Genomic DNA, 22,530 nt, shown 5'->3' on the forward strand with positions numbered 1-22,530 from the left:
GTTCATGCCCTTCTTTTTTTGTCAGAAAATCGTCGGATTTTGTAAGCGTTTTCAATAAGAGGTCGCTTTATACTTAAAAGAGAGGCAAGATGGATTGGAGGATGCGACATGAAACCAAAATGGACGGTGGACGATTTGAGACAGCTTGATGTGTTCGCCAAATGTGCCACACGAGAGCTCGAGGCGCTGTTGCCGCATGTCTATTGCCGCACGTATCGGAAAGGTCAACTCTTGTTCATAGAGGGCGATCCCCGGGAACGGGTCTATTTCTTGATTAGCGGTTATGTGAAGCTTGAACGTTGCAACGAGACGGCGACACATCAATATACGGACTACTTGAAACCGAAGCAGTTGTTCCCGTATCGCGGCTTGCTGACGGAACCGTACTATCAACATTCAGCCGAGGCGTTGACCGATATCGAGGTCATCTATATGCCGACCGATCGATTCGAACAACTCGTCTCGCGGAACGCATCGATGTTGCTCCACATCGTCGGACAGATGAACCGGATTCTCGATTTGCACGAGCGCCGTGTCCAGGACATCATCACACCGAGTGCGACCGACCGGGTGCTCAACACGATTCATTACTTGATTGAAGACCTCGGGGAGGCGGAAGCGACGGACGTTCGTGTCCGCTGCCCGTTCACGACGATTGAGATTTCGCGCTTGTCGGGCACGTCACGAGAGACCGTATCGAACATCTTGTCGCGGTTGCGAAAAGAAGACGTGCTTCAATTTGATGCGCGGGAATTGATGATCGGTCATCCTGAATATTTTGAACAGTCGCTGTGATGGCGCCGCGTGTGGGACGTGGCGTTTTTTGCATGTCTGAGGAAGCGAAGCGTTCGCCTTGCAAGGGTGCATCAGGTATAATTAGTGAGAATCCTCACAAAGAAAAAGTCTCCTGATTGATAGAAAGGATGAACGCAGTGAAACGACTGCAAGCTCTCGCTTTAGCAGAAAAACGCCATATCGTCGGACTCATCATCGCGGCAGTGATGATCGGGTTGTCGATTTTAGCTCAAGCCTATTTGATTGTCGACATTGTCGATCAAGTCTTTTTAAAAAATGCATCGTTTGAAAGCATCGTTCCGACGCTCGGGTGGCTCATCCTCGCGCTCGTCACACGAGCTGGTTTCGGCTATATGTCGGGGAGGATTGGAGCGAGCCTGTCAGAAAAGGCGAAACGAACACTCCGATTGCAATTGCTCGACCGCTATACGTCGAATCCGATTGAGACGTCACTATCCGGTCAATCCGGTAAAAAGGTGAGCGTGTTCATGGACGCGGTCGACGAAGTCGATGCCTACTTTAGCCAATATTGGCCGCAAGTCATTCAAACGTCGATTATTCCACTACTCATTCTCGTCGTCGTCTTCAGCCAACATTGGATTTCAGGCGTCATCATGATGGTGACGGCTCCATTCATCCCAATTTTCTTCATCATCATCGGGATTGCGACCCAGAAGAAGTCAGAACAGCAGATGGAGAAAATGAATCAGTTCTCCGGCAAGTTCTTGGACGTGTTGCAAGGATTAACGACGCTCAAACTATACGGTCGGACCGAGCGTGAGGCGCAAGCGATTGAAAAGAGCAGTCTCGATTTCCGCGACGCGACGATGGTCGTCTTGAAGACGGCGTTCCTGTCGGGTCTCATGCTCGAGTTCATCTCGATGCTCAGCACGGGCGTCGTCGCACTCGAAGTGGCGCTCCAAATGGTCGTCTGGGAGAACTTGACGTTCTTCTCCGGCTTTTTGATTCTCGTCTTGGCCCCGGAATACTATTTGGCCATCAAAGACCTCGGCGGTGCGTTCCACACCGGACGAGGCAGCATGGGGGCGGCCGACCGTATTTTCGAGGCGCTCGATGCACCGGATGAACGCTTGACCTGGGGCGACCGGACGTTGACGAGCCCGACACCCGACCTCGAGCTCGACGCCGTCTCGTTCGCCTATGAAGGTGGACGCTTTACGCTGCATCCATTAAGCGGTGTGATTCCTGCCGGTGCCCACGTGGCGCTCGTCGGGGCGAGCGGGTCCGGTAAGACGACCGTATTGAACGTGTTGTCCGGGCTCGTGAAACCGGACAGTGGACGTGTCCTCGTCGACGGAGAACCGCTCGAGACATACACCGATTCGTCATGGTATGACACGATTGGCTACATCTCACAAAATCCGTATTTGTTCGCCGGTACCGTCGCCGATAATATCGCCCTCGGGGAAACGGCCGACGAGATAAACATCCTTGAAGCCACGAATGCAGCCGGATTGAACGATGTCATCGCGCAATTGCCGAACGGCATTCATACCGAACTCGGTGAAGGCGGTTATGGATTGTCTGGAGGCGAACGGCAACGGCTCGCCTTGGCCCGCGCCTTCTTGAAACGACCGGGCATCATCTTGTTCGATGAACCGACGACAGGGCTCGATTTAGTGACGGAGCAAATCGTTCGGCGCTCGATTGAGGAGTTGTCGCGCGAGGCGACGCTTGTCACGGTCGCGCATCGCTTGCATACGATCAAGCAGGCGGACGCGATTTGGTTCATGGACGATGGGAAGCTCCTCGCCCAAGGTACGCATGACGAATTGCTCAGCGTTCCGCAATACGCTGACTTGTTCACGCTACAGAAAGGGGTGAGAGGATGAACTCACTTTGGACGATCACGAAATGGATGATGCGCGAGAAGAAGGATATCGTCCTCTCGATCTTTTTTGGGTACGTGGCCGGCATCGCGGCCGTCGCCTTGTTCGCGGCGAGCGGTTACCTCGTCTCACGGGCCGGTCTCGTACCGCCGCTCTATGCGCTCATGGTGCCTGTCGTTTTGATTAAATTGTTCGGTGTGATTCGGGCGAGTGCGCGTTATCAAGAGCGCCTTGCCTCGCACCGGGCGACGTTCACGATTTTGAGCGAGTTGCGGGTCCGGTTTTACCGCCAGCTCGAACCGCTCGTGCCGAGCATCTTTGCCAAGTATCGGAGCGGAGATTTGCTCGCTCGCGTCGTCGGTGACGTCGAGAGCTTGCAAAACTACTTTTTACGGGTATTCTATCCGCCGATTATCTTGGTGCTCGTCTTCTTGAGTACGATTTTTTTCGTCACGTATTTCTCGATGTGGGTCAGCCTCTGGATTTTGTTCGGTGTGTTCGTGACCGGCTTTTTGATTCCGGCGTTCTTCGCCCGAATCCGTGCCAAGCACGACCGCGAGCTTCGCGCCTTACGGGGTGACCTGTCGAGTGGGATGACAGAGATGATGTACGGATATCGCGATTTGTTGCTTCATCATCAACTTGGACGGACACGCGGCGAGCTGCTCGAACAGAGTGACCGTTACGCCGAAGCGCAGAAGCGGGATGTGACGAATCAGTTCTTCAACTCGTCACTCGTCGTGGCGGCATCCCTGCTCGTCTCGTGGGGTGTTCTTGCCATCGGGGCGTATCTCGTCGTCGACGGCGAGTTGAACGGCCTATTTTTGGCCATGCTCATCATGATGTCGCTCACCGCGTTTGAGAACGCGACACCGATGGCGGTCTTCCCAGGCCACTTTGCCGACAGCAAGCAAGCGGCCGATCGACTGCTCGAAGTCGTCGAGCCGAGTGAAGCAATCGTCGCGGCCGAGGCCACCCGGACGGACATGGTACTCGAATCCGCTCCAGACGTATCGTTCGAGCGCGTGACCTATCGCTATCCGGATACGTACCGCGACGTCCTGAGCGACGTGGATGTGACGTTACGAAGCGGAACGAAGACGGTCATCGTCGGGCCGAGCGGCTCAGGGAAATCGACGCTCCTGCAACTGTTGCTCGCTTTCGTCAGACCTGATTCCGGTGAGATCCGATTGAATGGGCAACGCTTGGATGATGTGACCCAAGCATCGGTTTGGCGTGAAGCCAGCGTCGTCCTTCAAGAGAATCACTTCTTCTTCGGGACGGTGCGCGAGAACTTGGCGCTCGCCGGAGAGTTCACCGACGCTGAGATGGAAGCGGCGCTCACGAGCGTCCGGCTCGGTTTCTCACTCGATGAGCCTGTCCTCGAGAAAGGGGCGAACTTGTCGGGCGGAGAACGGCAACGGCTCGCCATCGCCCGGGCGCTCTTGAAGAACGGGGTGCTCTGGATTCTCGATGAAGCGACGTCGGCCCTCGATGCGCGGACCGAGGCGGACGTGTTCGCCGAAGTCTTCCGCCGTGCCGAGTCATCGACACTCGTCATGGTCAGCCATCGCCTGACCGGGCTCGAGCGCTTCGATCACATCATCGTCATGGAAGGCGGTAGCGTCGTAGAGACGGGAACGTATGATGAACTGATGCGGTCCCGCGGTGTCTTCTATGGCTTGAAACAGATCGAGCAAGATATTTTCGCATGAAAAAACGAGCGGCTCCGTCGGAGAGCCGCTCGTTTTTTGGATGGCAAATTTGGGTGCAACAAATGGGGGTTGTCGCATTGCTTTCAAAAAGAGTGTCGTGGAGGGGAATCCACGTGACGCAATAGTTTGGGGAACGGTTACGTCAAGCTTTTGGGAGCTACATCTTGAGTATAGATGATAACGATTCTCATTGTCAATTAGAAAATGATATAAAAAAACCACAACCGGTTCGGGTTGCGGTCAATCGTCAGCTTGATGGCACGCCCTTGCGGAACGTGAAGCGAATCAAGCTGAACAAATAGCGGATATAGAAGAGCGCGAACGCATAAAATACAGCGATGGCTGATGCGCCGAGTTCAACACCTGGAATGTTCATCAAGAACTCGAGGATGAGAATCGACAGCAAGAAGATGTAGAGGCCAGCGTCGAGATAGAGTGGCATCAATTTGCCACGTTGATGCCAGAACGTCCGGACGAGCGGAGCGACGATCATCCCGATGATGCGTTCCGCGAAACCGATGCTAAGCACGGAAATCATGAACGCAGCGACCGTTTCGAACGAGACGAGCTCTGAGAACGCAAACATCGAGATGAGCAAGAGCGGGCCGATGAAAATCATCATTGAGAGTGACGTGCGTAAAAAGATCAGTAAGTTCCGTTTCATCGTGTCGACTCCCCCGAAGAGCGACTGGCGGAACGTCTTGCCACGTTGATAGTCGAGGATGAACGATCCCACAAACATCAAACCGAATAGTGATAACAATACTGTCATGAAATGTGTTTCCCCTTTTTCTGTCCAAATCTATGATCAACTGTAAGAATCATCGAATCAAAGTCTAGCCTAGTGTACCGATTCACTAGTTGAAAGTAAAGCGGGAAAACTGCGTAAAACCGCAATCTTTAGCGAACGATTCGCCGATTACGACGCCAAGATGAAGCGATTGCGACCAGATTCCTTAGCGTGGTATAACGCTTCGTCGGCATGCTTCAACACGCTGTCGACTTCGATGTCGTTTGAATGGCAGGCGCCGAGCGAGACCGTGATATGTAACGTCCCGGCGCTCGTCTCGAACGGGAACGTCGAGACTTTTTCTCGTATAGATTCGGCGAGGCGAGTCACGTCCTCTCGATTGGCGTTCGGCATGATGATTAAAAATTCTTCTCCGCCGAAACGACCGACAAGATGCCGTTCGTCGCTCTCGGCGACGAGTAACATGCCGAGCTCACGCAATACATCGTCCCCGACGTCATGGCCGTACATGTCGTTCACGCGTTTAAAGTGGTCGATGTCGACGAGAATCAACGCGTACTCTTTCGCCTCGACGTTCAGGTTGGCCATGGCTTCATTCAATAGACGTCGGTTGGCGATGCCGGTCAATGCATCCGTCCGAGCAAGTTGTTGCTGGTGCTGGACGTTCTCAAAGTGACGTCGCAACTCTTGGAGCAACCGGTAAGAAGCACAGGCACCGCCGTATGCCATCACGACGTAGGCAAAAATGATAGGGTAGAACAATTGAAGCGGTAACGCGTAATAGATGGCGGCACCGAAAACAGCGATACTGATTGTCGTGAAAATGAGTAGCGTATTGCGGGTATTATCGAGTTTGAGGCGCAATAGACTGATGGGAAGGACGAGCCCAATCATGCTCAAAACGGCCAGATAAAAGCCGATGTACGCCCCGTCGGTGACCATCAAAAAACGAGCAGTCAAAAAGATAACGGCGGCAACCGTTCCGCTGACCCATCCACCGAACAGGACGGCGAGTGAGATTGGGATGGAGCGCAAATCAATTAGGATCCCTTCAAGTGGCAGTGCGTTCGCTAGTAAAATCAAGGCGACGAGCCCGGTTTGAACGCCGAGCAGAATTCTGCTTTTTAAAGGTGATTTCGGTGTGAGCCGTGGACGGTTTCGGAAAGGGAGAAACGAAATCGTGAATAGCGTGAATAGGATACACAGATTTAGAAAAAATGAGTTGATGATTGTGAGCATGAACGCATCCCCTAACGTGAAATGGAAATAATTAGTTTCAGTTTAGCACATTACAACCAGGTTGACGCTTGATGGATGGGGATAATGTGTTCACCATTCTCGCCATTCTTCCGTCACGTCTTCTGTCGTCTCATAACCGGCTAAAATGGCACCGGCTTGAATGAAGTCGTACAATTCCTCACGCTCGACCGTCTCGATGAAATGGTCGTGTTCTTCGTCAATTTCGTTTAAACGCAATACGACGTCGCGGACGGCCGCTAACACGTTTGCTTCCGTGCCGTCTGCCTGTGTCAAGGCGGTCACGTACCGCCGAAGCGCGGCATCGACGGCAAAGATGATCTCGACGGTATACACGTCATCTCCCTCGTTCATTCGGTCTTCCCACATCAGTGTCGGGCGATTGGCCCATAATCGTTCAACTTCCATATTAGGTGCCTCCTTCGAAATGGAACATCATCTTCCACTCTATCTTAGCAAATAAGTTTGGTATGATAGAGAAAAAGGGGGACTGTCCGTGCGGTATTGGGACCATTTCAAACGAGCCTTCATTCCGATTGCGCTCATCTTGATCGGGTTAGCCATCTTTTATACATTATCGGCTCGAGGCAATCTGGCATTGACTGCTCTCGGAGCGGCCATCGTCGGCGTCATCTTATTTTTAGTGATGCGACATATGAATCGGGTCGAAGAAGACTGACGAGAACACGTTCGGGGTTCTCGTTTTTTGTTGTCTGTGAGATTTTTTGGGTACACTACATAGTAAGGAGGGATTTATTATGACAAAAGCTACATTTGCGGGAGGCTGTTTTTGGTGTATGGTCAAACCGTTTCATAAATATGAGGGGGTCGAGCGCGTCATTTCCGGCTATACGGGCGGACATGTCGACAACCCGACCTACCAACAAGTCTGTTCAGAGACGACAGGTCACCTAGAGGCGATCGAGGTCACGTTCGATCCGGAAGTCATCTCGTACGAGGAACTGTTGCGCATCTATTGGCGTCAAATCGACCCGACCGATGGTGGCGGACAGTTTAACGATCGGGGTGAATCGTATCGACCGGCGATTTTCTATCATTCAGAAGAACAGCGTGCGGCGGCTGAACGCTCCAAACAAGAAATCGAAGACTCAGGCCGCTTCGATCGACCAATCGAAGTGGAGATTCGCCCAGCGAAGACGTTCTGGGAAGCAGAAGACTACCATCAGGACTATTACAAGAAAAACCCATTCCGTTATGAGATGTACCGGGTCGGTTCTGGCCGGGCCAAGTTCGTGAAAGAGGCGTGGAGTGACAAGAAGATTCAGAAAGAATTGAAAGATCGTCTGACGCCGATGCAATATAAAGTCACGCAAGAGAACGGCACCGAGCCTCCGTTCCAAAACGAATATTGGGATGAGGAGCGGGAAGGGCTGTATGTCGATGTCATCGATGGGACACCGCTCTTCACGTCGCGCGATAAATTCCAATCGAATTGCGGTTGGCCGAGCTTCGCGCGTCCAATCGAAGAGAAGCGCATCGACATGAACATGGACACGACGCACCATATGGTCCGGACGGAGGTCCGTTCGAAGGGAGCCGACAGCCACCTCGGCCACTTGTTCGATGACGGTCCGAAAGAGCTCGGTGGCTTGCGCTACTGCATCAACTCGGCAGCGCTCCGTTTCATTCCAAAAGAAGAACTCGAGTCTGCAGGTTATGGAGAGTACAAGCACCTATTCGATGCGTGAAGGAGAGAAGGCCATGTTCACATCCGTCAAACAACAGATCCGTCGTGAGACGCTCGCGACCGTATTGGACTACTACGACAAATCGATTCGGAATCTATCGGAAGCCGCCAGAGATGAGAAGTATAACAAGATGAGCGCGACGCCGTTCTCGTTTTTCCGTGGGAGTTCGCACTTGTTCTATTACGACTTTGCGAAAGTGCCGCTCGCGTTTGATACGGATGCGTCCCATCCGACGTTCATTCAAGGAGATCTCCATTTTGAGAATTTCGGTGTGTTCGAAGATGGCGCCGGGACGATCATTTACGATGTGAACGATTTTGATGAGGCGTATCTCGGCTCTTATTTGTTTGACGTCCTGCGCATGGCCATCTCAGTTGACTTGTTTGCCGCCGAGTCAGGTTTTGATGCGACTCGGGCCATCGAGACATATGCTGACACGTATGCACGTGCGATTGAGCGTTACGCGAACGGGAAAGACGAAGATGTCCAGTTCACGAAAGCGAACACGTGCAAAGCGATCAAGAAAGTGATTAAAAAGGTCGAGAAGAAGAAAGACGCGTTCATGGCCGAGCGGACGGAAGTGCGGGACGAGGAGCGCTACTTTGCGACGAGTGACGACCTCGTGCCGGTCAGTCCGAAGACGGCGAAGCAAATCAAGCAGGCATGGCCGGACTATTTGTCGTCGTTATCGGAGAAACATCGCCATCACGCCGACCATTACAAGATTAAAGATATCGCCATTAAACGTGAGAGTGGCACCGCTTCGATTGGACTCGAACGATATTATATTTTGATTGAAGGCGCGGACGAGGAGCATGACGAGGATATCATCCTTGAAATGAAACAAGCCCAATCGGCCGTCCCGTCTCTCTTCTTGCCGACGCATCCATTGTTTGAGGACGGGCTGTCCCATCAAGGGGCCCGTGTCATCGCGGCTCAGCGTGCCATGGTGCACAGTCGTGACCCGTATCTCGGCTACTTGACGATTGATGGGAATGAATACTACGTCCGTCAACGGTCACCGTATAAGCGAAAAGTGAAAGCGAAGCACATCAAGAATGAGGAATCGCTCATCGAGACGTTGAAAGTGCAGGCGGAAATCACCGCCAAGATTCATGCCCGGGCGGATGCGGATGCGAACGTGCTCGATTATGAGGCGAGTGAACGCATCGCGGCGGCCATCGGTGTGTCGCGCCCGCTGTTTATCCGTCAAATCACACGTTGGTCCCAATTTTACGCCAATCAAATCCGGTTTGATTTTGAAGCGTTCCAGACATGGCTCACGACGCGCTCGGAGACTCACGTCTGAACGAGCATCGGACTTGCGGCCAGCCCCTCGTTTGCTTCAGAATGGAACGGTAAAGGATGTGTGCGATAGATGATTACGGAACAACAGGTCATCTTGCAGATGAAGCAAGTGATGACACAAATCGAACAGTCGAGCGGAGAGGCCCAGAAGCGCCATTTGGCCAAGCTGATGGGGTATTGCGAGCTACTGCTCGCCGATTCGGCTCCGACGCAACAAGCAGTGGTTCCCGTGGCCCAACCGGTCGAGTCGAAGCCGCCGCTCGATCGTCAGATGGCGGCGTTCCTTGGAATTCCGCTTGAAGAAGAGGACAAACCGAAAACTGATTCATTGCTCGACTTTTAAGCTGTGCCCCGTGGCACAGCTTTTTTTGTGAGGCGTTCGCGTTGACTTATATACCGTAGGGGGTATAATGGGGTTGACTAAAATATACCTAACGGAGGCGTGACTATGCTTGACTTCTTGTTTGTTGCAGTAGTGATCGGATTGATTTATTTTTGGTGGACGAAGCGGAACGGCACGAAAACAGTCTCGACGGATGAGTTGAAACGAAAGATTGCCGAAGAGCGGAACATTCAATTGCTCGATGTCCGAGAACCGCACGAATACCGAGGTGGGCATATCAAGCAAGCGAAGAACGTGCCACTCTCTGGCTTCGGCAATGCGAGTGCCCAGTATCCAAAAGATCAAGCCCGTCCGGTCTATGTCATCTGTCAGAGCGGGATGCGAAGCCAACGAGCCGCCGCCATGTTGAAGAGCGCAGGTTATACGGACGTCTATTCGGTCAAAGGTGGTATGAATTTCTGGCGTGGATAATGAGAACAGCTCTAGCCGAACAATATGTTCAACTAGAGCTGTTTTTTTGGTACGCATCCACATCATTTCAGTTTGAGGGCCTGCATAATTTGCTTCGGCACGTCAGTGTTATCCAGAACGCCAGTGAAGCGGTCGTGCTGAGGACCATAGGCATACAGTGGGACGTCCACACCCGTGTGTTGTGACGTCGTCCAACCAACGTAAGCGCGTTTGCTAATGATTTCATTCAGTACGAGCGTGCGTCTTGGCGATTCGGCCGCTTGGATTGCCTTCACTTCTGCTTCCGTCAGCGTGAGTGACGTATATCGTTCGACGACGTCCCGAACATTCGTCAGCGACTCATCAAACGAATCGACCATAAAATCGCCCGTCGCCGTGACCGAACGAAGCACTTCTGGTTTGGCCACGTACTCATTATAACCGCCGACCGACATGCCTCCCGTATCGTGATCGCCTGCGACGACGACAAGTGTCTGTTTGTCCTTCATGGCGAATTGGATGGCTTTCTGGAAAGCGTCATGGAACGCTTCAGAATCTTTCATCGCCCAAGCGGCATCGTGGGCGTGACCGGCCCAATCGATTTGACTGCCCTCAACCATTAGGAAGAAGCCATCTTTGTCTTGGTTAAGGGATGTCAAAGCGGCCGTGGTCATCTCGGCAAGGCTCGGCTCCTCGGTCATCTCACGGTCGAGTTCTGGTGCCATCGCCTCTGGTGCGAACAGACCGAGCAACTTCGAAGCGTTCGCAGTTTCAAGCTCGTCTGCATTCGTTGCATACGTATACCCAGCTGCCTCCGCTCGAGCAATCAAATCTTCTTTTTGCAAGCCGCCGTCTTGTTCAGTAGTGAAATAGTTTTGACCGCCACCGAGCAAGACGTCCACCTCGAGCTCATCCATATATTGTTTGGCGATCTCGGCCTCGCTCGCGCGCGACGCGACGTGTGAGGCGAAAACGGCCGGCGTCGCATGGGTGATGGTCGACGTGGCTACGAGTCCGGTCGCTTTTCCAATCTGATTCGCTTTTTCGAGCACTGACGTCAGTTCCTTGCCGTTCGGGTCCATGCTGATTGTGCCGTTGTTCGTCTTCACGCCGGTCGCCATCGCTGTCCCGGCGGCTGCCGAATCGGTCACTTTCGAGTTCGCGGAATACGTCCGCATCATCCCGGTCAAATGTTGATCGAGTGTAGTCTCTTCCTCGTCCGCATACCATCGATAGTTGGTGGCGTAAGATGCGGAGTATCCGTCCGGAATCATAAAAATCACATTTTTCACTTGCTTCTGGTTATGTTTGGCGTTCGCGCCAGCTTCTGGTTGAATCCCGCTTCCGCCAACGACCGCGCCGACCGTTAAGCCGAAAGCGAGCGTCCCAATCATCCATTTTTGTTTGCTCATTTGTCTGCCTCCTGCATATGTAATCACTACAGTCCTCACTATAAAAAACAAATGTAAATGTTCCATTTCCCTTTTTTTTAGAATCTGTAAAAAAAGATGGGACCACTTGTAAGCACCAGACTTTATGCCTAGTGACGTTTCCGCTTTCGGTTTTCAGGGGATTCTGCTACGGTAGGAACATAGGAAAGAGAGAGGGGACCAGACAATGGCAGTCATTTTATTTGATATCGATGGGACGCTCGTCGACACGACCGGACCGATGACGCAAGCGATTCACGAGGCGTTGGAGCAACTTCCACATTTACCGAAACCGAGTGAGGATGCGGTCCGTTCCGGTTACGGGTTGGCCGGCAACGCATTTTGGGAACATGTCATCCCGGAAGCGACGATTGAAGAGATTCGCCAAATTCGCAAGTTGCGGCATGAGACGCTCGAGCGGGCGATGGAAGGACAGCTCGTCTTGTTCGACGGCATCTATGAGATGCTCGAGGCGCTTCATAAAAAAGGGCACACGTTGACGACCGCGAGCAACTGCGGTGTCCATTATTTGAACTTGATTCTCGACTCGCAAAATATTCGCCAGTTCATGACGGCGCCAGAATGCCTCGAATCCGTAAGTGGTGAGAAAAAAGCCGACATTTTGACGGCGCATCGCCTCCGTCACGGCGAGAACGACTATGTGATGGTCGGGGACCGGAAATCGGATGTCGAAGCGGCTCGGGCCCATGACTTCCCGGTCGTCTTGACTGGATTTGGGTTTGGAAACGAGGATGAATGGGCGCTCGCGGATCATGTGATTGCGACGCCGAACGACTTGATTACGTATATCGAATCATAAAAAAATTCCGGTTGAACGCGATGTTCAACCGGAATTTTTTTAAAGTCCAAGCGAGATATATTTGATTTCCAAAAATTCTTCGATGCCATGGTGACCACCTTCACGGCCGAGACCGCTCTGCTTCCACCCGCCGAACGGTGCTTGCGGTGTCGACGGGAGACCGTCATTGACGCCGACGATGCCGTATTCGAGCGCTTCGGCCAAATAGAGGGCCTCGTTGATGTCTTGCGTGAAGACATAAGCGGCGAGACCGAACGGGGTCGCATTCGCCCGCTCAATTACTTCCTCGAGCGTATCGAACGACGCAATCGGTGCGACGGGGCCGAACGTCTCCTCGTTCATGCATAGCATATCCTCATTCGCATAGCGGACGACGGCCGGCCGGACGAACAATCCGTCTAGCTGTTCGCCACCCGTAATTTCCCCGCCCCGGATTTGGGCGTCTTCCAAGTGCTTCATCACTTTCTCGACCGCGGCCTCGTCGATGAGCGGGCCGATATCCGTCCCTTCGTCGAGTCCGTTCCCGACTTCGAGCGCCGCGACGGCCTCAATGAATTTTTCAGAGAACGCATCGACGATGGATTGCTCGACATAAATCCGGTTGGCACAGACGCACGTCTGTCCGCCGTTACGGAATTTCGTCGCGACGGCTTGAGGCACGGCCTTGTCGAGGTCTGCCTGCGCTGTGACGATGAGCGGGGCGTGACCACCGAGCTCGAGCGAGATTTTCTTCATCGTATCGGCGGCACCGCGCATGAGCGTCTTGCCGACCTCGGTCGAACCGGTGAACGTCAATTTGCGGACACGGGGATCGTGTTGCCACGTGTTCACGATGTCAGAGGCTTTCCCGGTGACGAGATTGATGACACCGGGGGGGAAACCGGCTTTCTCGGCCAGTTTGACGAGTTCAATGGCCGTCAGCGGCGTCGCGGAGGCCGGTTTCAGGACGACGGTGCAGCCTGCAGCCAGAGCCGGTGCGAGCTTCCGGGTGATCATCGCCGCCGGAAAATTCCATGGCGTGATGGCGGCGACGACGCCGACCGGTTGCTTGATGGCGAAGATTCGCTTCTTGTTCGACGAGGCCGGGATGGTCTCGCCGTACACGCGTCTTCCTTCGGCGGCGTACCACTCGATGAAGCCATTCGCATAGCGGACTTCGCCGATGGCTTCTTGTAACGGCTTGCCTTGTTCTTCGACCATCGTCCGAGCGATGGCTTCCGTATGTTCATCAATCAGGCGGTTCCATTCGAGCAGGAGAGCGCCGCGTTCTTCGGCGGTCTTCTCTTGCCAGTCCTTCAAGGCATCGTGCGCGGCATCGACAGCCTGTTTCGCCTCGGCGGTGTCACTCTTTGTCACCGTGGCCATGATGTTTCCGGTGGCGGGGTTGCGCACCTCGATCGTGTCCGATGTATCAATCCATTCTCCATTGATGAAATTGTTCTCCACTCGCATCTTGATTTCCCCTTTCGTCTAGGTCACATTGTAAAAGTACCCGTTTTCAAAAATCATACACAATTTTACAAAGAGGAGGGTCGCCATGTGGATCATCATCGTAGGTTATGTCGTCGGCAGTATTCTGGGCGGGCGCTTGTACAGCATGTGGAGTGGTCAACATCTGGCTACGACCGGATCGGGGAACACCGGTGCCCGCAATGCGTTACGGATTGGCGGGAAGCGAGCCTTTTTGTTCGTTTACGGATTCGACGTCTTGAAGACGGTACTCGTGTTGTCAATCAGCGGTCCGTACTTTTTTGAGACCGGACTCGCCTTGACGCTCGGCCACATTTATCCGATTTGGCATATTCGTTCCGGGGGGAAGGGGTACGCCGTATTTTCTGGAATTATATTAGCGTACAGCCCGCTATGGTTTATCGTGGGACTTCTGCTGTTGTTGCTTCTCATCAAAGTGACGCGTAACTCGCGCGAGACGGGGCTCGTCATGCTCGTGCTCCTACCGCTCGCGGCCTGGGGGGACGCAACAGATGTCGGATTGGCCGGTTTGACGATGCTACTCATCGTGTATCACCACATAAGGGGGAAACAACGTGATTGAATTTCGAAGAGCAACGCCGGAGGATGCTTCGGCGATTCACCGACTGAACTATGAGACGTTCGTCGAGGAAATCCCGCAGCACCATCCAAACGCGGACCGATTTCTCGTCGACCGCTTTCATGACACGAATACATATTGGATTGGGTTGGCGGACGGGCAGCTCGTTGCCATGTGTGCCATCCGGGACGAGCACCCGTTTTCACTTGAACAAAAAGGTGTGACGCTGCCACCGGGAGAGTGGATTGAAGTCCGGCTATTGGCCGTGACGCCCGCCTATCGGAACACGAGGACGTTTGCCGGACTTATGCGAGCGATGCTCATGGAAGCGACAGACCGGGGTGTGGAAGGGATTGTCATCAGCGGAACCGTACGCGAACAGAAGCTATATCGACGGTTCGGGTTTATCCCGTTCGCAGAACCGGTCGGGACGGCGGAGGCATTATACGTGCCGATGCAGTTGACGCGCTCTGGGTTCATGCAGTCAGAGACCGCGCGAACGTTGCGGCCAAAGCTACTCCTCGCCGGGCCCGTCGAACTGTCGAATCAAGTGCGCGCTGCGCTTGCCGCTCAGCCGATATCACATCGGTCGGCCGAGGCCAGCCGTTTGCTCCATTCGGTCCAGTCGAGGCTGAGCCATCTCGTCAAGTTGCCCCATGTTTACACATTGCTCGGGAGCGGGACGATTGCGAACGATGCCGTCGCCGCCCAGTTGCGCGGACGTGGCGTGATCATCGACACAGGGGAGTTCGGACGGCGGCTGATTGACCATGCCAATCGGGCTGGTCTTGAATTTGATGTCGTCCCGCTTTCGGCTGGGCGTCGTCTCGACTTAAAGCGAATCGGACAACATGCACCAGATTGGATTTGGACGGTCCATTGCGAGACGTCGACGGGGAAGCTGGTCGATTTGGACCAGTTGCGTCAGTATGCACAAACACATCCGATGAAGATTGCAATTGATGCCATCAGTGTGGTCGGGACGAAAGTGACCGACTATTCGTTCGCGCATCTGGTGACGTTCGTCTCGGGCAAAGCGCTCCGGAATGCTCCTGGATTGGCGTTTGTCGCCATGCGAGAACGAGCTGTCCCGAACCCGTCGATTCCTCGTTATTTGGACTTGGCAGGCTATGACCCAATCGCCTTCACGCAATCGGTCCCGCTCATTCAAGCGATGGACGTCGCCTTGCGCGAACTGACGGACGCGGAGATTGCGACCCATCAATCCAAACTTGATGCGTTCGTACATGAACTGGTGCGCCGCGGTGTATCGGTTGAACTCGGGGACTACCAAGCGCCGGGCATTTTTTCGCTCACGCTGCCAGACACACTGTCCTCGATTGAGCTAGGATATCAATTGGCGTTCCACGGCTATCAAGTCCAGTTCGAAAGCGTTTATTTGCGGCGCGCGAACTGTCTCCAAGTCGCGACGATGGGATGGACGACCGACCGGGATTTGCAGCAAGTCGCCGCCTATATCGGGACGTGGCTCCAGAAAAAAACCGCCACTCCAAGGAGTGACGGGTTCAGACGCGGAAATCTTGGCGGGCCAAATGACGAATCTTTCGACCGAGGCGTCTTGAGTTGAAATAAGCGATGACCGAGACGACGCCACCTGACCAGAACAGCCACTCATCCGGTCGGAGATAGCCGAATAGCCCGACGACAAGGCCGAGAATAATCAAGCCAGCGTTGAACGTTTGACGATGGAGCAATTCTTTCGACTCGAGCTCACGTTGGAACATCGCTTGTTCGGACAGGCGCTTCCGGGTCGGCTCTTTCAAATAGTTATCGAGGAGCGGCGGGACGTTCAGCAACTTCTTGCCGTAGTTGAGCGCCGTCATGACGTAACGGTTTTGAATTGTCGTGCCGTCGGTCTCGAGCCATTGAATGACAATCGGTTTACCGAGCGTAAACAAATCGATTTTTGAATCAAGGATTTGTAAAATCCCGAGCAAGGTCGAGGCGGCTCGACCGAAGAACGCGAACTCGGCTGGCAATTGAATCGGCTCGTTCTTGACGAGCAACTGGATGTCTTGCAACACTTTTTCAATCAATTTCGTGTCGACCGTGTCGATATCGGTCTCTAAATAGAACGTGACCGCTTTCTCGAGTGCCTGGCGGATATTGTGCTTGTTCGCCGTCGGCAACAAGAAGCGCAAGTCTTCGAGACCGTCGACGACCCCGTCATAGTCGAGCGAGATGAACGCCTGCAGGATTTTACGAATGGTCGCCATATCTTGTGGTGTCGTCGAGCCGACCATTCCGAAGTCGAGCAGGATGATCGTGCCATCGGCCCGGATCTGCACGTTACCCGGGTGTGGGTCGGCGTGGAATTTCCCGCCGAACAACAGTTGCTCGGCCGCCATCGTGAATAAGCGTTCGGCCAGGGCGGAGCGATCGATGTTATTCTCTTTCAAGAAGGCGAGGTCGGTGATGCGACGCGCATCGACCCAATCCATCGTCAACACCCGGTTCGAACAGAGATGATCATAATAGTCCGGTATGTAGACGTCCGGATTTTCGGCGTACTTCGCTTTGAAATAAAGGGCATTTTTTAATTCGGTTTGGAAATTTAATTCATCCCCGATGACAAAAATCATTTGGCGATATAAGCTATCTAAGTCGGTCGATTTTGCCAGCGAGGTCCGCTTGAGCATCGTCGTGACGATTCGCATCGCTTTAAAGTCGGTCCGAATGATTTTTTCAATGTCCGGACGCTGGATTTTCAGAGCGACACGCTTCCCTGTCTCAAGCAGGGTCGCGCCGTATACTTCCCCAATCGAAGCGGAGGCGACGGCATCGATGCCGACGTCTTTCACGACCTGTGTGTAAGGGACGCCCCATTCTGCTTCCAAGATGGCGCGGGATTTGTCCCAGCCTGAAGTCGGGACACGGTCGACGAGCTCCGACAATTCATTTAAAACGGATGGGGGCAACAAGTCGGCTCGAATCGATAAGAATTGGCCAAGCTTGATTAGCAGCCCCTCGAGTCGGAGCGCGTTTCGCTTATACTCGCGGGCGAGATTCAACATGAGTGTCTCGTATTCTTCGGTCGACGCGAGACCTTGCTGCTGTTTGCGTGAGAAGGCATAAATTTTAATGATGAATCGGGCGAACATTGTGACGATAATCCATATGCGGAACAAGGCGATTCGTTTCATAAAGTACCGACATCCTTTACAAGCAGTCGCTCGACTGGTCTGATTTTTTGTATCTTAACTTTACCACAGAATGCTTTCAAGAAAGGGCAAGGGATGTTTATGGAGTGGGAATTACTCAACGTCGTCGGGACGATCGCGTTCGCGGCGAGCGGCGCCATCATCGCGATGGACGAGAAATATGATATTTTTGGGGTATGGTTGCTCGCCTTTACGACAGCCTTCGGCGGCGGAGCAATCCGAAACGTCTTGCTCGGCAACCCCGTCAGCTTGATTTGGCAACAAAATGATCTCTTCATCCTTTGTTTTCTTGTCGCATTGCTCATCTTCCTGCTGCCGAGCGTCGTTTTGCCCCATTGGGAACGCTGGGGTGTCATCGTCGATGCGATTGGGCTTGTCGCCTTTTCGTTTCAAGGCGCACAAGTCGCCATCAAGCTCGATTTACCATTATCGGCAGCGATTGCGGCTGCCGTCTTGACAGGTGTCGGCGGGGGTGTTGTCCGTGATTTGTTGGCCGGCCGTAAGCCGCTCGTCTTACAATCGGAAGTATATGCGATTTGGGCCATCATCATCGCGGTCGTCACGTATTATTTCCGGCTCGAAGGTGGGCTTGCGGTGTATGCGCTATTAATTGTCGTGGCGACGCTTCGAGTGATATCCTACTATCGAAAGTGGAATTTACCTGCACGCAAAGTGCGATAAGGGGGAAACTAGTATGAAAGTATTGCTGATCATCGGCGCTGCCTTGATGGCACTCGGCGTCGCGTTCGGTGCGTTCGGGGCCCACGCCTTGAAAGAACGTCTGACACCGAACATGCTCGCGAACTGGCAGACAGGCGTGCTCTACCATATGATTCATGCCATCGGGATTATCGCCTTGGCGAGCGTCTTGATGAAAGTGAGCATCAGCCAGTTCAGCACGGCAGGCTGGCTCATGTTCGCCGGAATCATCTTCTTCTCGGGGAGCCTTTACGTGATGGCGCTGACCGGAATCACGAAGCTCGGAGCGGTCACACCGATTGGCGGCGTCTTGTTTATCGCGGCCTGGGTGTTCGTTATCATTGGCGCGCTCAAACTGTAATCAAACGTTAACGCCTGATTAACAGTCCTCCTGTATCATTCGGAGTGTGAGACCCCTTGTCTCCACACCAACGAACAATTGGCCCGTTTAGCCTTTTTCGCCTGGAGCGAGAGACTAAACAGGCCCTTTTTACGTTTTTTGGAAATGGTTAGACTTAGAAAAATACCTGGATTATACTTTTTTAATATAAGGTCAATAATTTCCTATTTTCATCTATTATTACAACTATGTTTCGAGAAAAGAAAAGTGAAAAAATGTTGAAATATAAAGGGGTGGGGAGCCGTATAAGGTTTCCCACCCCTTCGTCGTAATAAAAGTGAAATATAACTTTAACAGGAAAACATTCGACACTTCGATATAATTAGTCGTGTTGAAACTAAAAAATTAATCGTTTTTGTTACATAGCAAAACGACTGACCTTTAAATAGTACGTGAACCCTAACCCCGTCAATAGAAAGGATGTCCCCATTGATCAATTGGAAACGCACCGTCTCGACACTCACGCTTAGCGCGCTTCTTCTTGGGACGCACTCGGTGGCTGATGCCTCGACGTCAATCAAGGAGAAACAAGAGCAGCAGAAGAAAGTGCAAGAGCAACGGAATAACGTCAAACAGAACCAATCGAATACGTCTTCGAAAATTAAGCAAAATAAAAATGAAATCTCGAAAGTTCAAGCTGAAGTCAACAAGATGGATGCCCAACTTCAAGACATCATCAATGATGTCGCAGCGAAACGCCAAGAAATCAAGCGTACTGAGTTGAAAATTGAAGACCTCGAAGCTGACATTAAAGGCTATGAGAAGAAGATGAAGGCTCAAGAAGCAATGATGAAAGAGCGTATGGCCACGATGCAAACGAATGGCGGCGGCTCAATCAATTGGGCTGAGTTCATCTTCGGTTCGAAAAACTTCTCGGACTTGATCACACGGATGATCACGGCCGGAACGATTCAACGAAGCGACCAAGAGTTGTTTGAAGACTATGAAGCGACGCGTCAATCGTTACAAGAAGCGCAAGCATCACTTAAAGAAGAACGCATATCGCTCTTGAAGCAACAAAAAGCGCTAGAAGTACGTCAGGCTCAACTCGAGAAGAAGATGAAACAGCGCGAAGCTCGCATCAAAGAGCTCGAGGACAAGAATATCAAATTCGAATCGCAAATCTTCGACCTTCAAGAAATCGAAGCGACGTTAATCGCGCAAGAAGAAGCGATTGCGGCTGAGATTGAAGCGCAACGTCGTGAGGAAGAAGAAGCGCGTCGTCGTGCTGAAGAGGCGGCTCGTCAAGAAGCAGCGCGTAAAGCTGAAGAAGCTCGCCAAGCAGAAGCGGCGCAAGCAGCAGCAGCGGCCCGTCAAGCAGAAGAAGCAAGAGCGGCAGCGGCTAAAGCCGAGGCAGAACGAGCAGCAGCTCAAAAACAGCAGAACAATAACAATAATACCCAGTCGTCTTCATCTTCAAACCAGACGACACAAAATAGCACACCGGCACCGAAACCGGCTGCGCCAGCACCAAAGCCGGCGCCGGCACCAGCGCCTAAACCAGCTCCGACGGCACCGACCACATCGGCACCGGCACCATCGGGCGCAATGTTCATTCAACCGACAACGGGACGTTTCTCACAAGGATGGGGACCGGCAAGCGGTCAATTCGGCTACTCGTTCCATAACGGCGTCGATATCGCTGGACCTGTCGGAACACCAATCCGTGCCTCGGCAACGGGAACGGTCATCCGTGCAGGCTGGGGTGGCGCATATGGGAATCACGTCATGATCGCCCACGTCATCAACGGACAAGTCTGGACGACGGTCTATGCACACTTGAACTCGGTCTCAGTAAGCGCCGGTCAACGTGTGACGCAAGGGTCGAACATCGGTGGACTCGGCAACACGGGTAACTCTTCAGGACCGCACCTTCACTTCGAGATTCACCAAGGAAGCTATTCATATTCAGGAACGAGCGCGGGAAGCACAGTCAACCCACGTCAGTTCTTCTGATATTCAACGAGGACCCGTCAATCGTGACAGGTCCTCGTTTTGTGTCCCGGCAAAACTAAAAACAAGCGCCTATCCGTTGCGGACAGGCGCTTGTTTCAGTTGGCTTGCTCGATGTCGTCTGATTGATCTTTTGCTTTGCGGAACCGCTCACGGACGAGATAGATGACGGTCAATCCGACCAACCATGGAATCCCGAACTTGAGCAGAATATTGAAGTCGGTGAACCATGTTGTGATCATGAGGCTGAGCAATAGTCCGGCACCGAGTAACGGCAAGAACGGGTAACCGATCATGCGGACCGGTAATTTGCGTCCTGTCCACTTCTTACGGAAGAACAAGTGGGAGACGAATACCATGAACCATGTGAAGATGGCTCCGAACATCGAGATGCCCATCAAGAATGGATACGATGTTTCCATGAACACTTGAAGCAATGCCGCGAGAATAATCCCGCCTGTTGAGACGAGCAAAGCGGGCATCGGAATACCGCTCGTACTGACTTTTTTAAAGATGCGCGGAGCATCACCGGCCTCGGCGAGGGAATACATCATTCGCGTTGACGCATAGAGCTGTGCATTCATCGCCGACAAGGCAGCGATTAAGATGACGAAGTTCAAAATGCCAGCAGCGCCAGGCACGTCGAACTGTTGCATGACGAGAACGAACGGGCTTTGATCGATGCCGGCTTGCTGCCATGGGATGAGCATGAGCATGATCCCAATCGTGATGAGATAAAAGAATGTCAGACGGAACACAGTCGCCCGTAACGCTTTCGGGACGGCGCGGTCCGGATCTTTCGCTTCGCCGGCTGTGACGGCGACGAGCTCGGTTCCAAGGAAACTGAAGAGTGAAATGAAGATTGTCACCCACATGCCGTAAAATCCGAAAGCGAAGAACCCTTCATTTCCGGTCGTAATCGATTCGATTGGTGAGCCGGGCTGACCGAACAGTGCGGCCGCGCCGAGCACGATGAACAAAATGATAGCTGTGACTTTAATGAATGATAACCAATATTCGGTCGTCCCGAACGTATGGACGTGACGGGCGTTGACGTAAATAAGCAATCCGCCGAACAACGCGACCCAGACGAATCCATTCACATCTGGGAACCAGTAACGCATATAAATCGCGATTGCGCTCACTTCGACGCCGATGGCGAGAACGTTGGCGACCCAGTACGAATAACGGACCAGGAAGCCGGCGAGTGGATGGACGTAACGCTCGGCGATCGTGCCGAACGAGCCGGAAGTCGGATGGGCGACGGTCATCTCAGCGAGACAACCCATTAGTAAAAGGACGATGAACGCCCCGATGGCGTAACTGACGAGCACGCTCGGTCCCGCCGTCTGGATGGCAAGGCCGCTTCCGAGGAAAAGACCGGTCCCGATGGCGCTACCAAGCGAGATCATCGTCAACTGCCGAGTGGACAGCTCACGTTTTAATTTGCTAGTTTCCAAAGTCAAATCTCCTTTAGCTGAGTGAAGTGTTGTTGGGGACGACTATAGCAGACAAAAAAATCCGGTGTCAACTCGCAAAATCGCAAAATAGACGATCGATTCACTCGCACCTATAGAAGCAAAGTTTTTTCGCACACTTTTGTTTGACACAGATCTTTCCACCCTGTATAGTACGAGTTAACTTAATTGAAACGAACAAAGGCGTCGACGAAGAGAAGTAACGACGGTCTCCGCATGACAGAGAGCTGATGGTTGGTGTGAATCAGTATGCGGGATGTCGCGAATGGACTTCCGAGCTCTAAACCGAAACTTCTAGTAGGCTTTAGCGGGTCACCCACCGTTATCATGGGGAAGCGGA

General features: G+C 52.9%; 21 protein-coding genes and 1 other annotated feature (1 of these 22 only partly in view). Of the genes, 14 read left to right on the top strand and 7 right to left on the bottom strand.

Annotation, left to right across the window (positions count from 1 at the left end; translation table 11 throughout):
- The first annotated feature begins 108 nt into the window (after positions 1-108).
- The 3 genes from KNP68_RS02985 (at position 109) to cydC (ending at position 4,360) form a co-directional block, all read left to right on the top strand.
- Positions 109-795, top strand: a complete 687-nt coding sequence (locus tag KNP68_RS02985; RefSeq protein WP_214798594.1) for a Crp/Fnr family transcriptional regulator — start codon at positions 109-111, stop codon at positions 793-795.
- A 128-nt stretch (positions 796-923) separates the two neighbouring features.
- Complete coding sequence (cydD, locus tag KNP68_RS02990; RefSeq protein WP_214798598.1) at positions 924-2,648, top strand: thiol reductant ABC exporter subunit CydD; 1,725 nt, start codon at positions 924-926, stop codon at positions 2,646-2,648.
- On the top strand, positions 2,645-4,360 hold the full coding sequence (gene cydC / locus KNP68_RS02995; protein WP_214716393.1) for a thiol reductant ABC exporter subunit CydC: 1,716 nt from the start codon (positions 2,645-2,647) through the stop codon (positions 4,358-4,360). Before cydD ends, cydC begins: the two co-directional genes overlap by 4 nt.
- Before the next feature lie 247 nt (positions 4,361-4,607).
- On the opposite strand, the gene KNP68_RS03000 is transcribed toward cydC, so the two are convergent.
- From KNP68_RS03000 to KNP68_RS03010, 3 genes are all read right to left on the bottom strand, one after another.
- Positions 4,608-5,132 carry a hypothetical protein gene (locus KNP68_RS03000; RefSeq protein WP_058764968.1) on the bottom strand — a complete coding sequence of 175 codons (525 nt, stop codon included), beginning with the start codon at positions 5,130-5,132 and terminating at the stop codon, positions 4,608-4,610.
- Positions 5,133-5,279: 147 nt separating this feature from the next.
- Positions 5,280-6,350, bottom strand: coding sequence for a diguanylate cyclase (locus KNP68_RS03005; protein WP_214798601.1), 1,071 nt, complete (start codon positions 6,348-6,350; stop codon positions 5,280-5,282).
- 90 nt (positions 6,351-6,440) lie between these two features.
- Entirely contained in the window at positions 6,441-6,776 is a 336-nt protein-coding gene (locus KNP68_RS03010) for a hypothetical protein (RefSeq protein ID WP_214716401.1), read from the bottom strand.
- 88 nt (positions 6,777-6,864) lie between these two features.
- Between KNP68_RS03010 and KNP68_RS03015 the strand changes: the two genes are divergently transcribed.
- The 5 genes from KNP68_RS03015 to KNP68_RS03035 all read left to right on the top strand — a co-directional run bounded on the left by KNP68_RS03015 (position 6,865) and on the right by KNP68_RS03035 (position 10,199).
- Positions 6,865-7,047, top strand: coding sequence for a hypothetical protein (locus tag KNP68_RS03015; protein WP_214716382.1), 183 nt, complete (start codon positions 6,865-6,867; stop codon positions 7,045-7,047).
- Positions 7,048-7,126: 79 nt separating this feature from the next.
- Positions 7,127-8,077 carry a peptide-methionine (S)-S-oxide reductase MsrA gene (msrA, locus tag KNP68_RS03020; protein ID WP_214716380.1) on the top strand — a complete coding sequence of 317 codons (951 nt, stop codon included), beginning with the start codon at positions 7,127-7,129 and terminating at the stop codon, positions 8,075-8,077.
- Between the two features lie 13 nt (positions 8,078-8,090).
- Positions 8,091-9,386 carry a DUF2252 domain-containing protein gene (locus KNP68_RS03025; RefSeq protein ID WP_214798604.1) on the top strand — a complete coding sequence of 432 codons (1,296 nt, stop codon included), beginning with the start codon at positions 8,091-8,093 and terminating at the stop codon, positions 9,384-9,386.
- Between the two features lie 69 nt (positions 9,387-9,455).
- Positions 9,456-9,728 (top strand): DUF5327 family protein, encoded by a 273-nt coding sequence (locus KNP68_RS03030; protein WP_058764957.1) that lies wholly within the window; start codon positions 9,456-9,458, stop codon positions 9,726-9,728.
- A 105-nt stretch (positions 9,729-9,833) separates the two neighbouring features.
- Entirely contained in the window at positions 9,834-10,199 is a 366-nt protein-coding gene (locus tag KNP68_RS03035) for a rhodanese-like domain-containing protein (RefSeq protein ID WP_214756046.1), read from the top strand.
- A 62-nt stretch (positions 10,200-10,261) separates the two neighbouring features.
- Here KNP68_RS03035 and KNP68_RS03040 read toward each other — a convergent pair whose 3' ends face one another.
- On the bottom strand, positions 10,262-11,590 hold the full coding sequence (locus tag KNP68_RS03040) for an alkaline phosphatase (RefSeq protein WP_214756048.1): 1,329 nt from the start codon (positions 11,588-11,590) through the stop codon (positions 10,262-10,264).
- A gap of 205 nt (positions 11,591-11,795) precedes the next feature.
- On the opposite strand from KNP68_RS03040, the gene KNP68_RS03045 reads away from it, so the two are divergent.
- Positions 11,796-12,428, top strand: coding sequence for an HAD family hydrolase (locus tag KNP68_RS03045; RefSeq protein ID WP_021065989.1), 633 nt, complete (start codon positions 11,796-11,798; stop codon positions 12,426-12,428).
- A 39-nt stretch (positions 12,429-12,467) separates the two neighbouring features.
- On the opposite strand, the gene KNP68_RS03050 is transcribed toward KNP68_RS03045, so the two are convergent.
- On the bottom strand, positions 12,468-13,880 hold the full coding sequence (locus KNP68_RS03050; protein ID WP_214716372.1) for an NAD-dependent succinate-semialdehyde dehydrogenase: 1,413 nt from the start codon (positions 13,878-13,880) through the stop codon (positions 12,468-12,470).
- Between the two features lie 85 nt (positions 13,881-13,965).
- Between KNP68_RS03050 and KNP68_RS03055 the strand changes: the two genes are divergently transcribed.
- Positions 13,966-14,481, top strand: a complete 516-nt coding sequence (locus KNP68_RS03055; protein ID WP_214798607.1) for a glycerol-3-phosphate acyltransferase — start codon at positions 13,966-13,968, stop codon at positions 14,479-14,481.
- Positions 14,474-16,066 carry a GNAT family N-acetyltransferase gene (locus KNP68_RS03060; protein ID WP_214798609.1) on the top strand — a complete coding sequence of 531 codons (1,593 nt, stop codon included), beginning with the start codon at positions 14,474-14,476 and terminating at the stop codon, positions 16,064-16,066. Before KNP68_RS03055 ends, KNP68_RS03060 begins: the two co-directional genes overlap by 8 nt.
- Here KNP68_RS03060 and KNP68_RS03065 read toward each other — a convergent pair.
- Positions 16,005-17,642 carry an ABC1 kinase family protein gene (locus KNP68_RS03065; RefSeq protein ID WP_214798611.1) on the bottom strand — a complete coding sequence of 546 codons (1,638 nt, stop codon included), beginning with the start codon at positions 17,640-17,642 and terminating at the stop codon, positions 16,005-16,007. The genes KNP68_RS03060 and KNP68_RS03065 overlap by 62 nt on opposite strands.
- Before the next feature lie 93 nt (positions 17,643-17,735).
- Here KNP68_RS03065 and KNP68_RS03070 point away from each other — a divergent pair, with 93 nt between their 5' ends.
- The 3 genes from KNP68_RS03070 (at position 17,736) to KNP68_RS03080 (ending at position 20,715) form a co-directional block, all read left to right on the top strand.
- On the top strand, positions 17,736-18,341 hold the full coding sequence (locus KNP68_RS03070) for a trimeric intracellular cation channel family protein (protein ID WP_021065994.1): 606 nt from the start codon (positions 17,736-17,738) through the stop codon (positions 18,339-18,341).
- Positions 18,342-18,354: 13 nt separating this feature from the next.
- A complete protein-coding gene (locus KNP68_RS03075) occupies positions 18,355-18,720 on the top strand; it encodes a DUF423 domain-containing protein (RefSeq protein WP_021065995.1) in 366 nt (121 codons plus the stop codon).
- Between the two features lie 459 nt (positions 18,721-19,179).
- Positions 19,180-20,715, top strand: coding sequence for a murein hydrolase activator EnvC family protein (locus KNP68_RS03080; protein ID WP_214798614.1), 1,536 nt, complete (start codon positions 19,180-19,182; stop codon positions 20,713-20,715).
- Between the two features lie 95 nt (positions 20,716-20,810).
- Here the strand turns inward: KNP68_RS03080 and KNP68_RS03085 are convergent, their stop codons facing one another.
- The gene (locus KNP68_RS03085; RefSeq protein ID WP_371819310.1) at positions 20,811-22,178 is read right to left on the bottom strand and encodes an amino acid permease; all 1,368 of its coding nucleotides are present in this window, start codon (positions 22,176-22,178) and stop codon (positions 20,811-20,813) included.
- A gap of 189 nt (positions 22,179-22,367) precedes the next feature.
- Positions 22,368-22,530: a binding site (T-box leader), on the top strand; it runs 68 nt beyond the window's last position.

Source organism: Exiguobacterium sp. s50, from assembly GCF_018618175.1.
Lineage (GTDB): Bacteria > Bacillota > Bacilli > Exiguobacteriales > Exiguobacteriaceae > Exiguobacterium > Exiguobacterium chiriqhucha.